This is a genomic window from Chitinophaga sp. W3I9 (assembly GCF_050434025.1).
Taxonomy (GTDB): Bacteria; Bacteroidota; Bacteroidia; order Chitinophagales; family Chitinophagaceae; genus Chitinophaga.
This window is the reverse complement of sequence record NZ_JBNPWC010000001.1, coordinates 1,506,891-1,521,075: the sequence shown is the minus strand read 5'-3', so window position 1 is coordinate 1,521,075 and position 14,185 is coordinate 1,506,891. Positions and strand designations below refer to the sequence as shown.

At 47.5% G+C, this 14,185-nt stretch carries 10 protein-coding genes; 2 read left to right on the top strand and 8 right to left on the bottom strand.

Annotated features, from left to right (window positions below):
- Window positions 1-8 precede the first annotated feature (8 nt).
- A complete protein-coding gene (locus tag QFZ51_RS06595; RefSeq protein ID WP_429044413.1) occupies window positions 9-647 on the top strand; it encodes a response regulator in 639 nt (212 codons plus the stop codon).
- A gap of 57 nt (window positions 648-704) precedes the next feature.
- On the opposite strand, the gene eboC is transcribed toward QFZ51_RS06595, so the two are convergent.
- The 7 genes from eboC to QFZ51_RS06560 form a co-directional block, all read right to left on the bottom strand.
- Window positions 705-1,583: a UbiA-like protein EboC gene (gene eboC, locus QFZ51_RS06590; RefSeq protein ID WP_429044410.1), complete on the bottom strand. Its 879-nt coding sequence runs from the start codon at window positions 1,581-1,583 to the stop codon at window positions 705-707.
- 93 nt (window positions 1,584-1,676) lie between these two features.
- The gene (locus QFZ51_RS06585) at window positions 1,677-2,663 is read right to left on the bottom strand and encodes a TatD family hydrolase (RefSeq protein WP_089892383.1); all 987 of its coding nucleotides are present in this window, start codon (window positions 2,661-2,663) and stop codon (window positions 1,677-1,679) included.
- 21 nt (window positions 2,664-2,684) lie between these two features.
- Entirely contained in the window at window positions 2,685-3,584 is a 900-nt protein-coding gene (locus tag QFZ51_RS06580) for an EboA domain-containing protein (RefSeq protein WP_429044406.1), read from the bottom strand.
- Between the two features lie 436 nt (window positions 3,585-4,020).
- A complete protein-coding gene (locus tag QFZ51_RS06575; protein ID WP_429044404.1) occupies window positions 4,021-4,590 on the bottom strand; it encodes an FG-GAP repeat domain-containing protein in 570 nt (189 codons plus the stop codon).
- Window positions 4,529-5,557 carry an FG-GAP-like repeat-containing protein gene (locus QFZ51_RS06570; RefSeq protein WP_429044401.1) on the bottom strand — a complete coding sequence of 343 codons (1,029 nt, stop codon included), beginning with the start codon at window positions 5,555-5,557 and terminating at the stop codon, window positions 4,529-4,531. Before QFZ51_RS06570 ends, QFZ51_RS06575 begins: the two co-directional genes overlap by 62 nt.
- A gap of 111 nt (window positions 5,558-5,668) precedes the next feature.
- Complete coding sequence (locus tag QFZ51_RS06565) at window positions 5,669-7,447, bottom strand: RagB/SusD family nutrient uptake outer membrane protein (protein ID WP_429044398.1); 1,779 nt, start codon at window positions 7,445-7,447, stop codon at window positions 5,669-5,671.
- Between the two features lie 32 nt (window positions 7,448-7,479).
- Window positions 7,480-10,716, bottom strand: coding sequence for a SusC/RagA family TonB-linked outer membrane protein (locus QFZ51_RS06560; protein WP_429044395.1), 3,237 nt, complete (start codon window positions 10,714-10,716; stop codon window positions 7,480-7,482).
- 602 nt (window positions 10,717-11,318) lie between these two features.
- On the opposite strand from QFZ51_RS06560, the gene QFZ51_RS06555 reads away from it, so the two are divergent.
- Entirely contained in the window at window positions 11,319-11,687 is a 369-nt protein-coding gene (locus QFZ51_RS06555; protein WP_429044392.1) for a transmembrane 220 family protein, read from the top strand.
- Between the two features lie 199 nt (window positions 11,688-11,886).
- On the opposite strand, the gene QFZ51_RS06550 is transcribed toward QFZ51_RS06555, so the two are convergent.
- Window positions 11,887-14,124: an alpha-L-rhamnosidase C-terminal domain-containing protein gene (locus tag QFZ51_RS06550; protein WP_429044389.1), complete on the bottom strand. Its 2,238-nt coding sequence runs from the start codon at window positions 14,122-14,124 to the stop codon at window positions 11,887-11,889.
- Window positions 14,125-14,185: the final 61 nt, after the last annotated feature.

Sequence of the window (14,185 nt, the reverse complement as noted above, 5' to 3'; positions counted from 1 at the left end):
AAAAGAAGATGAGTATCAAACTGGCTATCACGGATGATCACCTGCTGGTGATCAGCGGCATCAAGGCGATGCTGACGCCTTACCCGCACATTTGCGTTGTTTATGAAAGCAACCGGCCGGGCGCACTGATGGAGGCTTTACCCGGTATACAACCCGACGTGTTATTACTGGATATCCAGATGCCTGAAATAGATGGCATAGCGCTTTGCAAGCAGGTGAAGAAAAAGCATCCGTCTGTAAAAGTGATTGCGATCAGCAGTTTTATGGAATCGCATTATGTGAAGCAAATGCTGCGTAATGGCGCCGCCGGCTACCTGTTAAAAGGCACTGATCCGGAAACGCTTATCCGCGCTATTGAGGAGGTGCATGCCGGCGGGCAGTTTCTCGACGACCTAATCAGGAATCAGATAGTGAATGAAGCCATTACCGGTCAAAAGCGCATTAATTACGAGATTCCACTTACGCGCAGGGAAAAGGAAATACTGAAACTGATTGCGGACGAATATTCCAACCAGGAGATTGCAGACCTGTTGTTTATCAGTTTGCGTACGGTGGAAACGCACCGGTTAAATCTTACGCAGAAGCTTGCGGTGAAGAACACCGCCGGGCTGGTAAAAGAAGCGATGAAGCGGGGAATAGCGGAATAGCTATCACCGGAATAATGGTGCCGGTACCCGGCTTGTGGCCGGACACCGGTAATGTGATCAGGTGACGGCAAATATTTTACCCAGTACCAGGGATATCGGTAACAATAATATTACGGCAATTGCGAATGGTATAGTAGCAAAAGCGGCCACCCAGGCGGCATTCATGGCAATCAGTGCGATGATTCCTCCTTTCACTGCCTTTCCTATATTTGGACCCGAAGGGTTTTTCATGGCTTTGAAAAGCGGCACATTGATCATAATAATAAACAGCGCGATAAAAGGCAGTGCCAGCCAGAAGCGGTGGTGCATATATGCCAGGATACCCATTGTAATATATACCAGTGCATAACATACAGCGGTAAAGCGCAGGCTTTTCACGCTTCCACCATGTACTTCTCCCCTGCTGATGTTGGTAACAGCGGCGATATAGAGAATGGGGATGAATCCCATCCACCAGTATACTTCCAGCATTTCCGGTACAATACTGATGCCCAGCAGGAGGTTAAGTCCACGGCAAAGTCCCATGTTGAGGGGCCCGAGGAAGGAATGATGTTTCCCCCATTTATCATAAACGAGTGCGCTGGCAGCTACGCCGATGGCGAGCCAGCCGGCATAGCCGGTAAGGCGGCCTACGGAAAAAGCGGCCAGGATACCTACCAGGAGCAGGTAGCTACCGAGGATAATGGCCTGTGTTTTTGAGATTACCCCGCTTGGGATGGGCCTTTCCGGGCGTTCTGTACTATCCAGTGTGGCATCAAATACATCATTGAATACCACACCACCACCATACAGCCCCATGGTGGCGAGGCACAGGCATACCACCGGCAGCGTAAGATCCAGTGTAACAGTACTGAACGTAACATTTATAAAATAGGCCGACACAGCGACGCCTGCCAATATATCTGCTATTGCAGTTACGATGTTGGCTGGTCGCATCAGGCGTAGGTATCCAAATAATTTGCTAACAATATAACTCACCGCGTAATTAGGTTTTCATGGTTCATTGCCAGCAGGGACGCTGTCAGGCCGTTACCGGATGATGGTTGTGTTTTTATCAATTCGAGGCTGCTGTCCTCCACGTAGTATAGAGCTTCCGTTAAATTTCTCACTTTGATCAATATTTGCTGCTACATCAAAATCTGCTTCATTAATCTGGCCGCTCTGCGCAAAGGCTTTTACAGCATTGGTGTAAGTTACCAAATGAATGTCATTCAAGTCAATACCACTTTCGTGCATTAAAGCGGCGGTTTTGGGAACTGCCAGGGGATCGCTGATTCCCCAGTCCGCAGCGGAATTCACCATAATACGTTCACTTCCATACTGTTTAACCACGGCTACCATGCGTTCATTCCCCATTTTAGTGAATGGATAGATGGTAAACGCAGCCCAGAAGCCACGATCGAGCACTTCTTTGACTGTTTCCTCGTTATTATGGTCTACAATGATCATGTGAGGCTCCAAACCATGTTCCAGTGCAATATCCATACTGCGCTGGGTTCCTTTTTTCTTATCGCGGTGGGGAGTGTGAATTTGTACGGGGAGCCCTGCTTCTTTGGCCAGTTCCAGCTGGGCGCGGTAATATTTTTCTTCCAGGGGGGTTTGATCATCGAAACCGATTTCGCCCACGCCTACTACGCCTTCTTTATAAATAAACTGCGGTAATATTTCCATTACTGCTTCTGCGAGCTTTTCGTTATTGGCTTCTTTGGAGTTGAGGCCAATGGTGCAATAGTGTTTGATGCCGAACTGGGAAGCGCGGAAACGCTCCCATCCCAGGAGGCTGCTGAAATAATCGCGGAAGGTATCTACGCCGGTGCGTGGTTGTCCTAACCAGAAAGCGGGTTCAATGATGGCTACTACGCCTGCATCGGCCATTGCCTGGTAGTCGTCGGTAGTACGGGCGGTCATGTGCACATGCGGATCAAAGAAGCGCATGCCTTTTATTTTATTAAGATAAGCGGGGCTGTAGGTGAGTGGTTGAAGATCTTTTTCTGTTAAGTCATGAATTCCGCACATATCTGATCAGTTTTAATTTAATTATTTAATTATTTTTTGTGCCAGGGTATCCCAGGAGATAGTACCGGCGTGTATTTCTGCCTGCAGTGCCGGGTCTGTGGCCAGCAATGTTTTAGCGGGTTCGTAATGGCATTGGGCATAAACGAGTGCAGCGGCTTCTTTTTCAGCGCTGTTGACGGAGTGCCAGACGCGGGTAATGTCGGCAAAGTTACCTTCGTTTACAAAATTCACAAGCAGCCGCCACTGCATGGGATCGAGCGTTCTGCCGGCGGCCCATCTTTCATGGGCAAAGTCCACGAGAATGCCGGCCAGTGCAGCATTGGCTCTTTCATCCAGCCCGGTGATCCTGTGTAATGGTTTATCGGTAAAGATGGCTTTCATGACCAGCTGGTTCCAGGCGGGTTCCGGGAGATACTCGGCCGGGTAAGGATTGTGCAGCATAATGGCTTCCTGTACAATACCAATATTGGACCTGATCCCTTCCGACGTGCGGGCGATCCATTCTTCCGGCCAGGGCAACAGCGGGAGTGCGCTGTATAAAGCTGCCAGCTCATTCATTTCCGCGCCATTGAAGAGGTTTTCCAGCACCTCCAGGTACATGGCTTTGTTTGTTACCGGCAACTGGAGCAGCCACCATACCCGTACGAGGCGGTCTAACGTCCATCCATGTACGAATAATGACGGCCGCAGCGCTTGCAACTGTTCATTTTCCGTTGCGGAAAGATGGATCAATTCTTTACCTGTGAAGCGCGGAATAGCTGTGAAAGTTTGATTAAACTGCGGGATGGCACCGGTTTGCTGTTGTAGCTGCAAACGTTGTTGCAGCCAGGTATTCGCTTTTTCGTTTCCGTTGTTCCTGATGATCGTTCCAAGCAGCGTGCTCACTTTATCCTGATCGTATACATATTCAGCCACTGACATATCCTGTTTAAAATAATAATGCTGATTTCCCAATAAAATTAACCAGTAATAATGGGATTTTAAGAATCCGGCCACTTTTTTATGATAGATGGCAAAAAAAGAAGATTAAACCGTTCACATCAATGGTTGAACGATGGGATATGCCCCAAAATAAAAGAGAGGCATTACTGCCTCTCCTTCCGCCATTCTAAAACCTGATTATACATCAGGATATCTTTAGCCACGGTGCCTCTGACGACAGGCACAGCGCAATAAGGTATATGTTGGGAAAACGTTGATCAAGAACGATGGCACTTTAAAGATCTGTAATATATGAGTGCTCTTCCTATAAATTCAGATCCGGCAATAAAGCAAAAATCCATGCAGCAATAAATACGGCCGTAAGATACATATTTCTCCTTTCATTCCAAATAAACAAGTGATTTTTACGTTCCGTTTAATGCACAGCATTGTTCTGCAATACTATAAACGGCTGATACTCTTTCCAGTCAGGCTTATAATCATCAAGTATAATAAAACCCTGCGCATAGTTTCCTAGTACAATATCCTGATCGCCATCGTGATCATAATCTTTCACATCCATGCAGATCCACCTTCCTTCCTTCTCCAGTGGCGGTGAATGGGGAATAAACGTAAGTGGTTTATTTCCACCTTCAAAGAAAATAAATTTCTCTTCCGGGCGGTGTTTAAAATCAGCAAAAAAGGCGATGGAAGCAATATCCAGTTTACCATCACCGTTAAAATCCGCTGCCACTGCCTTTGTACAGCCATTCACCGGGTAATGCCATGCTTCTGTATACTTGTTATTTCCGTCATTCAGGTAGACGAATAATCCGTGATAAGGTTTAAGCACCATAGAAAAATCTGCATTGTCACCGCAGGTATATAAAATATCCAGCCTTCCATCTCCGTTAAAATCTGCCAGTTGAAACCCGGTAGAACCATTAACAGGAGGGAATTTCAGCAGGTTGGTAGATACAAAGCCACCTTTCCCTGTCGTTTTCAAATAACCAGATCCCTTCATCACCAGCGGCGAACAATACCATAAAGTCCGTATAGCCGTCGTGGTTAAAATCGCCGGTTTCTGCATGGATAGCGCCGGGCACTTCCCATATGGGAAATTGCTGGTACTTGTGGTCTGGTAACTGTTTCAGCCAGTAGAGGCCTCCCTGGTTATGTCCGAATGCGCATACCAGCAGGTCGGGCAAACCATCTTTATCAAAATCTGCCTGCAGGGTTTGTACCGGTCGTTTGAGGAAAGCCATGAGGTCGTGCTGCCTGCTTTCCGCGTCGTTGGGCCGGATGCTGGTAATAATGCCGGCAGGCGCGTCCAATGCGCGCATGTTGCCTATTTCTGTGAGTATGGCCTGTTGTTGTCCTGCAGTATCTTTTACAAAAAGTATATCAACAGCAGGGGAAGGTAAATTCCGGATGTTAACGACTTGTAAATTTTCGTCCCACTGTGTGAGTGTGTTGGTGAGACCATCGCTGGTCATGAGGTGGCCATTGTCCGGATTAAAGGCCACCATGGTGGTAGCTACGGGGACGGTATCTTTCAGTGCCGGGTGTTTCAGGGTAAAGAAGGACCAGTCGCGTTGCAACGGCTGCGGTATTTTTTCTGCCGGCAGTTTATCCGGGGCGGTATGTTCATAGTATGCCACCAGCAGTTCCCAATCCTGGATCGAAATAAGCCCTGGCTTTTCGCCGGGCATTGGCGGGTAATAAGAATGCTCTCCCCACACTTTAATGCCCAATTTGGGGGCCATAGCGGGCAATACATGCTTTGTCCAGGTTTCCTTATCCAAAAGGTCGGAAGACACCGGCAAATGGCAGCCGGAGCAATATTTATCTGCCAGGGCTTTTCCTTTTTCTTCCGGGGTAGGGGTATGACAGCTGATGATGATGACAAGGCAGGTGGTGATTAAAAATAAAGCGGCGAGACAATACCGGTTCCTCATTGGTTGGTTGGTCATCAGTGAATATTTTAACGGGCATTGTAAAGTACTAAAATGTTATATAAAAACGAATGCAGCGAAAAAGATCGCTGCATTCGTTTTGTTTAAAAAGGGCGACAGATATAGCTATTAATAATTCGGGTTCTGATCGAGTACTCTTACTCCGCCCACCATTGTCAGATCGATCTGGCGTTGCGGGATGGGGAAGTATTCATTTTTCCCTTTTGTAAAATGTCCACCTTTCAGGTCGTCGGTGATGGCTGATTCGTATTGAATAAACGCATTCAGCGCCACATCGGCAATGCCCCAGCGAACGAGATCGAAGAAGCGGTGGCCTTCTGTAGCCAGTTCCAGTTTACGTTCAAAATAGATGGCTTTTAATGCCTGGTCTTTACTTGAAAAAGTAGCGGTGTACCTGCCTATTTTATAATTAGCTGCCATTTGTGTTGGATCGAAACCTAACATGGGTTTCGTATTGTCTTTGTATTTATGGAGCCAGTTTTCAGGGTGATTGATCATCCTGTCGCGGATCTGGTTTACCAGAGCAGTGGCTCCCGGGAGGTCACCGGTTTGGGCATGGCATTCAGCGGCCATGAGGATAACGTCGGCAAAGCGGATCAGCAGTACGTTGATGGCAGATCCTGGCGCCCAGGAGTGAGCATCTTTGTATTTGTCCTGGTTGAACTGCCAGTACACCATTTTCTTTGGTGCATAAGGGCCGGCATATTTCTGGTCCCTGATCCAGTTAGCACCGGGGTGATTGCCCCAATCGTGATAAGGTAGTCCGCGGCGGCCAACGGTCCAGTCGAGGCGTGGATCCAGTGTACCTGTTTCCGGTGTGAATGCAGTGCTGGAAACAATGCCCTGATCGTTTTTCACGGGATTTGCGTTCCAGGTGTCGAGGTTAGGCAGCCCGGTGGCGGGGTCTGTACGGTATGAGTTTACGAGGTCCTGGGTAGGCTGATAGAATCCGCAGCAGCCGAAGGGGCTGTTGTAGGGGAAGTTCAGCATTTCTCCCTGGTTTGCGTTTGCGATGGTATTGGTACCATCGTTTGCGGTCATTTGAATAGCAAATACAGACTCTGAGTTATTCTTCTTGGCGGCATCGAAGTTGTCTTCGAATGCGTTGGTGAGTGCGTATTTAAGGCCATTGGAAGTAACGCCGGAGGCGATTGCCTGGTCGAACAGCGGCATTGCCTCTGTATATTTTTTCTCGTAGAGATAAGTTTTGGCCAGGTAGATCTGTGCAGCCCATTTATTTGCTCTTGCCACATCGCTTTGTGTTGGCGGCAGATTATCTGTTGCAAATTTAAAATCGGCTTCAATAAAAGGCCAGATATCTTTATCATTCTTGATGCGGACTTCCAACGTGGTATCTGTGATATAAGGTACTTTATTGAACAATTTTTTCAGTTCAAAATAATAGTGGCCACGAAGGAAGCGGGCTTCTGCTTCCACTTGTGTTTTTTCGGCGTCACTCATATCTGTTGCCTTTGGAAGTGCTGCCAGTACCGCATTGCAACGGATCACCCCTTCATACACGGCTCTCCATTTGGTGTTGAAGAAACCGTTGCTGGGATCTACCGTAAATTTTGCGATGGGATCGATACCTGGCTGGTCACCACTGAAGCTGCCTTTGTGTGCATCGCCACCGGCCACGCTGCCATAGATCCAGTTGGTAGGAGATGCTTCCCATGGGCCGCCGCCGCCGAGTGCTGCCTGGGCGGTTTGCTGTCCGTCGAGTGAGGCATAGGCGCCTACGAGTAAATAACCGATACCGGATTTATTCGCTACAATTTCATCACTGAGGGAGCCGAGTGGTCCCCGTTCGAGGAAGCTCTTTTTACAAGCACTGATTCCTACTGCTGCCAACGCAAGAATTACACTTAAATATCGTAATGTTTTCATTTTTCTCAATTTTACTTTTCAGGAAAAAATTATCAGAATGTTACATTCACACCAAGCAGGTACTGACGCTGATTAGGATATGCTCCTTCATCCACACCAAAATTGCTGGTACCACCGGTAATTTCAGGATCTATACCTGAGTATTTTGTAATGGTAAACAGGTTTGCAGCCTGGCCATATACCCTGAATTTTGTAATACCCACTCTCTGGAGTATGTTGCTGGGTATGGTGTATCCCAGCATGATATTTTTCGCACGCAGGTAAGAACCATTCTCAACAAAATAGGAGTTCGGCACATTGGAGGTACTGAAGGATGGAGATGTTTCCTGGATAGGTGCTGTTGCGTTCTGACGGGTTGGCAACCAGGAATCATACAGGGCGGTTTTGCTTTTCGCACCTTCGAAGGAAGGATAGAAGTCGGTCCACCATTTCACCTGGTTCCAGATTTTGTTGCCCTGTACTCCATACACGAACATGCTGAAATCCCATGCTTTATAAGTGAGGTTGATATTGAGGCCATAGCTGAACTTCGGATTAGGGTTACCGAGGTAAGTACGGTCTGCTTCTGTGATCCTGCCGTCGCCATTCACATCTGCATATTTGAAACGGCCTGGTTTTGTATCTGTCTGGTATACCAGTGAATTATCGTTATACTGTTTCCTGGTAGCTTCGTTTGCAGCATCTATCTGTGCCTGGCTGTTCCAGAATCCATCTACTTTATAACCAAAAAATTCGCTGATGGATTGGCCCACAGCATTACGGATAATAAATGTACCGTTAAACCGGCGTTGTTCCTGGTCGAAGTAAGGAGCAGCGTCTGATATTTTAACGATTTCATTATTATAGGTAGTGATGTTACCGTTCACTTCCAACTTGAGGTCTTTAGTAAGATTCAGGTTGGCGGTAGCAGAAAAGTCGAATCCTTTATTTTTCATTTGTGCCACGTTCACATAAGGAGCGTTGGCTATACCATAAACACCGGGTAATTCGGGGTTATACAGCAGATCTTTTACATCTTTACGGTAGTAGTCTGCGGTAACTTCCAGTGCGCCTTTGAACAGGGTCGCATCGATACCGATGTTAGCGTTTACGTTACTTTCCCATTTTGCATTGGGGTTACCGATGCGTGTGCGGTAGAAGCCCTGCATGATGGAGTTACCGGTGCCTTTCAGGTCATAGAAGGAGTTTCCTTTTTCAAATCCGTAAGCGGTGAAGGAGTTCTGGGGATCTACGTTGATCTGGTTACCCATGATACCATAGCCTCCGCGGATTTTCAGATCTGAGATCCAGCTGACACCCTTCATGAAACCTTCCTGCGACATACGCCAGGCGGCGCTTACAGCGGGGAAGTTACCATACCTGTTGGATGAACCGAACCGGGAAGATCCGTCACGGCGAATCAGGGCGCCCAGGAGGTAACGGTCTTTATAGGAATAATCTACTCTTGCGAACAGTGAGAATAGTCCATCAGAGAAACGGCCGCTATAATTGGTTGGTGTACCGCTACCTGTGCTAAGGTTGGTGAAGTCGGGATCAAAAGTGAAATAATCGAGGTTGCTTCCACCAACGGTGCGTCCCTGGTTATCGAATGCCTCTGTACCCAGCAGTACTTTCAGGTCGTGTACCTGGTTAAAGTTCTGATGGTAAGTGAGGGTGTTGGTCCAGGTCCAGTCGTAACCATTTCCTGCGTTTTCTGTGTACGAGTTCACCTTATTGTTCTCGGCGTTTTCGTATTCAGGCAGCGTAAAGCTGTGGTTATTGAAAGAATAGATTTCACCGCCAAAGCTGGTGCGGAGGGTAAAATGTTTCAGGATGTCTGCTTCTGCAAACACGTTACCTAACAGGCGGTTAGCCAGTGTTTTGGTAGTACCGAAGCGGTCCTGGATGGCTACGGGGTTACGGGCATTACCCAAACCTTTACCGAAGCTGCCTGCATAGTTGCCCTTGATGTCGTGTACCGGGATGATAGGCATTTCGCGGAAAGCCATACCAATACCGCTACCTTCCGTAAGTGCGCCGATCTGTGGGTTATTGATCAGGGAATATTCCATATTCTGTCCTACACGGATATGATCCGTAACGTTATAAGTGCTGTTAGCGCGAACTGCATAACGTTTGTTATAGGTATTGGTTAATGTACCCTGCTGATTAAAGTAATAGAAGGAGAAAAAGTAGCTGCCGATATCGCCGCCACCTGCTACTGATATATTGTGGCTGGTGATAGGCGCCGGGTTAAATATTTCGTGGAACCAGTCGGTACCTGACTTGTTGGCCTTTACAATGCGGTGAAAAGCATCCACATCACTGGCTACCTTGTAGTTTGGATTTACGAAATAAGTAGATGGATCTGTGCCGGGATCTCCTTCCATTGCGCCCTGCGGCGCGATATAATCCGGCAGGCGTGGTGTGGCGCCGGAGCCATATTGTTCATCATTATATACAGGGTTGGGCGTTGTATTGGCGATGGCCATCCATTTCAGGTTTGCTTGTTCCTGCGGGCTGAGGATATTCCATACATTTCCGCCTTTAGGACGCTGTGTACCATAATACCCATCATAAGAAACCTTTACTTTTCCGGTTCCTCTTTTGGTGGTGATGATGATAACGCCGTTGGCCGCACGGGCACCGTAGATAGAGGCAGCGCCTGCATCTTTCAGTACCTGCATGGTTTGCACATCGTTGGGGTTTATGTCTGTGATGTTAGAGATGGGTACTCCATCTACTACATACAGTGGTGTATTATTTCCGAAGGTATTTACGCCACGGATCTTCACCTGTGGTTCCTGGCCGGGCTGACCGGAGCCGAGGATGGTAACTCCGGAAACCTGTCCCTGCAGCTGGTTAGCTATCTGGGAAGTGGGTTGTTTGGTGAGATTTTCCACTTTTACAATGGACACTGCACCGGTAAGGTCTTTCTTTTTCTGGCTGGCATAACCGGTTACTACTACTTCTTCCAGTGATCCTACTTTCTCGGTGAGAGAAACGTTTACTGGTCCGGTTCCCACTACTGTTTCCTGCGGATCATATCCCACAAAGGAGAATACAAGTGTTTCGCCTGATTTGGCCATGAGGGAAAATGCACCGGAGGGATCTGTGGCAGTACCCCGGTTGGTACCTTTCACAAACACCGTAACGCCTGGCAGCGCATTGCCGGAGGCTTTGTCTGTTACTTTACCCGAGATTTTTGTTTGTGCTGATACAGTGTTGCCGGCCAATAGCAACAAGAGGCCGCATAGAACGGCGAGTGCCTGGTAAAATTGCTTTTTCATAACGTGATTTAAGGGAAACGTTTAAGAAAAAAAATTGTTAGTAAATAAGGATTCCTATCTATTCTATATATGTCACCTTATTGAACAGTCACAACTTTGCATGCAGATTCCTTACCCGCTGCATTTATTTTTTGCGGCAGGTCAATTTTCAATAAATACAAAGCATTAGTTTTTCATCACTGTGCATGATGCGCTACACGGTGTCAAAAAAGAAACAAGTGTCTGTTCAACAGTTAAACGATACCTACTAGTGAATGATGAATTATACTATAAAACAAACACTGATGGTCAAGCTGATTCAGGTCATTTGACTTTGTTTAATTGTTTAATCCGATACGATAATTTAATTAATAATAATGTGAGAATCTTTTGCTCTAGTAACAAACATTTCTAATCTCAGATTTTGGTTCTCACGTGGAACGATGTAATGAACCGAATATATAACATTATTTTAGCCCAAACAAGTAGTCTTTTAACATTTTCTTTAAAAGTGACAAAATTGCAGACTGTCATTCCACTATTCCACACTGCCGGGATAAAATAATACAAGGAATATAGTTTTGAAATTCTTTTGTGTATGTTTAAGTCCTAATTTTTGTGTCATGAAAATATTGAATATTGTGTTTTGCCTGATGTTCGTTTTGTTTGCAGGTTTACAGTACAATGATCCTGATCCTTATATATGGATGCCCATTTATCTTTATTCTGCCTTGTTTTGCTGGTTTGCCGCCCGTAACCGCTTTTACCCGAAGTGGTACATTGCTGGTATACTGGTATACCTGGCTTATGCCATTTATAAGTTTTTTGATCAGAACGGGGTGGAGGACTGGTTCACCAAACACAATGCGGAGAACCTTGCCGAAACCATGAAAGCAACCAAGCCCTGGATTGAAGAAACACGCGAATTCTTTGGATTGTTCATTTGTATCGGCGCATTGGGGATAAATTATTTTTACTCGCGAAGGAAATAGCGCGGATGTTGTCTTTCTCGCTGATTACGCTGATTATACTGATTAGTTTGATTTTTTTTTGGATTTTTTAGATTAATAATAAGGGAGATAAAAGCGGATATATTCGCTTCTATCTCCCTTAATCCTTTATAAAATCCAAAAGTAAAAATCAAACTAATCAGTATAATCAGCGTAATCAGCGAGAAAGACAACATCCGCGTTACAAAACGATTTCCTGCGGCCCACCGTGCAGCGTGATCTCCTTTCCGCGCCAGCGGAATTTGCCAGTGATACCGAACGGGACCCTAACGGTGCCGGTTACACGATTATTTTTAAATGCAAGGTCTACTTCTATTAAGCCATCAGGGTGTACCATGGTGGCTTTTACCCGCGGCGAGGCGCCGGGATCCGGCGCTATTAATACGGTTCTGAAGCCATAGGAGGAGGATTGGATACCGGCCGTAATGCCCAGCAGGAAAAGATTGACCACTGAGGCCGTTGCCTGGTAAGCGGCTGCATTGTTCTGTTCCGGCAGCACGGTGAGCGGCTGCAGTTCTGCCGGGAAGGTTTCTGTGATGCCGGTTTTCTGCATTGCTTTGAAGATGTAATACTTTTCACGCAGCGATTCGCCTGGCGCCGGCTTTTCTGCTAATAACCGCTGCATCACGTTTTTTACCTGCCGGGGTGGCACCGCCTGTGCCAGTACAGCCAGGGCATTGGTATAGCGCGAAAAAGTTTTCTTTGCGGCGGTTTCCGCGTACAACCCTTTCCCCGCATCATAACATTGCTGATACCATACTTCCCTTGCTTTATCTGCCGTGCGGGTATAGGCGAGAGAGTCTGCCGGCTTGTCGCAATAGCCCGCAATAACAGCTGCCTGCCGCAGCGCATACAGGTACTGACCTGTGGCGGGCGACAACGCCACGCTATCGTTGTAAGGCATAGTGCCGGGTAAACCGGTAACGGGGTCCTGGTAGCGATCCACCCAATCGAGGATACTGCGTACTCCCGGGAAACATTGTTTCGCCAGTTCTTTATCTGCTTTATAGCACAAATAATCGTGGATAGCGCCTATCCATACCAGCGCATCTGTTACCGATACCAGCCGGTCGTCCGACGGATAACGGGAACGGACAAGGCCCTCTGGAATGCGCGACTGGTCTGTTTGTACCAGCGCATTTCTGAGCAGTTGATCATCTCCCGAAAAAAAACTGATGGCAAGCCCCTGTATGCGGGCATCCTGTATATACTGAAGCTGCTCATTGAACGGATCATTGTACAGGTTATCCTGCGCACCTGTGAGTGCAGCCTTTTTTCCGGCGGCCCAAAGCGAGTCTGCTGCCGCACCGGCGGTGAAGGTTGATTTATCATTCAGCAGGTATTGTGTATATATGTTATAATAGTCGTGTAATGTAACAGGCGATTTGCCGGTTTCAATATCCAGTTGCACATACCGGAAGCTGCGATACCCGGAAGAGATGAACTTACGGCGGGCGCCGCCATCGGGATGAATAACATCCTGTATCACGGTGCTGCTGGTATACGCCGGCTGATAAGTAATTTTGATAGCAGCATCCAGTCCGCCGCTGATCAGCATTTCAGGGAAGCCGATGGTTTGTTGTCCTGCGTCCAGCAGCAGCCTTACTTTTCGTTTAGCCGGAATCGTTAATGGCGCGGTGCCTTTCAGCAGGGCTGCTTCTGCAGTAATTCCCTGTTGTGAAGTAATGCCGGCGAACGACTGCCGTTCCTGGTACAAGCGGCCTATGGGAGATGGTGCAAGCAGCGGCCAGTTGTCCGCGCTATTGCCTTGCAGTGCTACGCCATGCCCCGCTGCTGCGGATTCCCAGGCACTGTCGTTATATGCAGGCTGTTCCCAGCCCCAGGGATGGTATTGCGCAATTATGCTATCGCCCGGGAAGGCGCCGTAGAAAGCGTTACCGGTGGTTTTTACGGCAGCCGGATGTACCGACTCATCTTCCATTACTTTCCACAAAGCAGAACCGGTGTTAATAATAGCGGCTTCGCGTGGTGTATGTCCCTGTATGACCAGGCCGGTGCTATTGGTGAACTGGCCGCGCGGCTTACAGGGGCCGAAGTTGATCACTTCTGCGGCAATTACGTTGACTCCATATTTCAGGTAAGGGCTGATATCTATTGTTTCATAGTACCAGTTGGCAGCGTCGGAGCGCGCAGGTCCCATTCCGGCAAAGCGTCCGTTTACATACAAACGGTAACGGTTATCCGCAGAAAGGTGGATGATAAAGGGACCGGAATAATTGAGCAGCTGGAACTGCTTCCTGAAAAGATACACCCCATAGGCGGCCGGGGTGGCATTATTGCCGGAAATCCACCTGGCGTCCCATTGAAAGGGGCTATCAGGGCTCTTCTCCTGCCCTTGCAGGGTGGTGGCAAATCCGATGAGCGCCTGCAGCAGCAGGCCCCGTAACAGATATTTCATAGAAAGAGATTGTAGGTAGTCAGGATATATTACTTACAAATATATTAAATATATTATTAAG

Coding starts and splice junctions, on each gene's coding strand:
- QFZ51_RS06595 (WP_429044413.1), top strand. CDS start 9: ATGAGTATCAAACTGGCTATCACGGATGATCACCTGCTGGTGATCAGC.
- eboC (WP_429044410.1), bottom strand. CDS start 1,583: ATGCGACCAGCCAACATCGTAACTGCAATAGCAGATATATTGGCAGGC.
- QFZ51_RS06585 (WP_089892383.1), bottom strand. CDS start 2,663: ATGTGCGGAATTCATGACTTAACAGAAAAAGATCTTCAACCACTCACC.
- QFZ51_RS06580 (WP_429044406.1), bottom strand. CDS start 3,584: ATGTCAGTGGCTGAATATGTATACGATCAGGATAAAGTGAGCACGCTG.
- QFZ51_RS06570 (WP_429044401.1), bottom strand. CDS start 5,557: ATGACCAACCAACCAATGAGGAACCGGTATTGTCTCGCCGCTTTATTT.
- QFZ51_RS06565 (WP_429044398.1), bottom strand. CDS start 7,447: ATGAAAACATTACGATATTTAAGTGTAATTCTTGCGTTGGCAGCAGTA.
- QFZ51_RS06560 (WP_429044395.1), bottom strand. CDS start 10,716: ATGAAAAAGCAATTTTACCAGGCACTCGCCGTTCTATGCGGCCTCTTG.
- QFZ51_RS06555 (WP_429044392.1), top strand. CDS start 11,319: ATGAAAATATTGAATATTGTGTTTTGCCTGATGTTCGTTTTGTTTGCA.
- QFZ51_RS06550 (WP_429044389.1), bottom strand. CDS start 14,124: ATGAAATATCTGTTACGGGGCCTGCTGCTGCAGGCGCTCATCGGATTT.